At 31.5% G+C, this 1,493-nt stretch carries 1 protein-coding gene; it reads left to right on the top strand.

Going from position 1 to position 1,493, the window contains the following annotated elements; all coding sequences use genetic code 11:
- Window positions 1-89: 89 nt before the first annotated feature.
- On the top strand, window positions 90-1,310 hold the full coding sequence (locus A3SG_RS0118300; RefSeq protein ID WP_016991435.1) for an IS4 family transposase: 1,221 nt from the start codon (window positions 90-92) through the stop codon (window positions 1,308-1,310).
- Window positions 1,311-1,493: the final 183 nt, after the last annotated feature.

The raw sequence follows: 1,493 nt of genomic DNA, 5'->3' as shown, positions 1-1,493 counted from the left end.
GAAATTCATTGTTGTCCGATAAAAAAAGAAGCCAAAATAATGGCTTCTCTTAAATAATCGTAATTTCGAGTTGCAAAATTCAAATAACGATGGGTAAAAATAAGTATTTTTCGTCAAAATCTGTTTTCGGACAGTTGATTTCTTTAATAGACGATTCGATGATTTCAAAAGCTGTTATAAAGTATGATTCTGATCGATACGTTAAGCATTTTAAGAGTCAGGATCATTTATTTAGTATGATTTTTTGTTGTCTAGAGAAGTGTAACTCTTTGCGTGAAGTGGCGGGGGGAATGGTTGGTTTGTCAGGGAAAGAGGAAACCGTCAGAATTAATCATCTTCCCAAAAAAAGTACGCTGGCCGATGCAAACAAAAATAGAAAGGAAGCGTTTTTTGAAGAAATTTATAACAATCTGCTTGCGAAATTTAATGGCACTTTATCGGACAGTCGAATTTTTAAGGTCCTAGAAAAGGAAATTAAAATAGTTGACAGTACAACAATAAGCTTGGTTATAGATATTTTACAATGCGTAGGAAGAAAACCTATTAAAGGTAAGAGTAAAGGCGGAATTAAGTCACACAGTGTTATCAATGCCGATGAGAAAGTTCCACATTTAGTTTGGTTTACACCCGCTACAACGCACGATCATCAATTTTTAAAAAAATTAAAATGTGATGAAAACACAGTTTATATATTTGACAAAGGATACAATGATTACAAGGCTTTTGAGCATTTTACAGCGCAAAGTACTGGTTTTGTAACTCGCATAAAGTCAAATGCAAGATATGCAGTAATCCACGAAAATGATATTCCAGAGCCTATTCACAGCGGGATTTTATCAGATGAAATTATTGAGGTTGATATTCATAAAGACAAAGAGAAATCTAAATTAAAGTTAAGGAAAATACTATATTATGATAGGGAACATAAGAGGACTTTTGAGTTTATTAGCAATCTATTTGAATTTAGAGCAGATACTATAGCGGCACTTTATAAAATACGATGGCAGATAGAATTAGTGTTCAAACAAATTAAGCAAAATTTCCCTTTAAAATACTTTCTAGGAGACAATGAAAATGCAATTAAAATTCAAATTTATTGTGTTTTAATTGTAAATCTTCTAATGAGCGTGATAAAGAAAAGCTTGAAAAGACAATGGTCTTTTTCTAATTTGGTAAGTTTTTGTAGGATTCATTTATTCAACTACATCCACCTAACTAAATTCTTAGAAAGCCCTGAAAAAAGTTGGGAATTAGACACGAAAAACGATAATCAACTCGGGCTATTTGAGCAGTATTTATCAACTGCATAAAACAGAAAAAACAAGAAAAACTAAGCTCTGTAAACGCAATAAATGAAATTAAAAAAAAATATTTTCTGTGTATCGTATTCTCGAGGCCAAGGCAAAAAACAAGTTACAACAGGACAAAACCTTGTTAGGTACATAAATATATAGGAAAATGAAAGTTTATAAAACTTTAACCGGACAACAATG

Origin of the sequence: Flavobacterium sp. ACAM 123 (assembly GCF_000264055.1) — a bacterium.
Classification (GTDB): Bacteria; Bacteroidota; Bacteroidia; order Flavobacteriales; family Flavobacteriaceae; genus Flavobacterium.
The sequence above is the reverse complement of the archived record's forward strand: the minus strand, read 5'-3'. Positions and strand labels throughout refer to the sequence as shown.

Bases quoted from the DNA above. Each gene is read 5' to 3' on its own strand.
- A3SG_RS0118300 (WP_016991435.1), top strand. From the start codon at position 90: ATGGGTAAAAATAAGTATTTTTCGTCAAAATCTGTTTTCGGACAGTTG.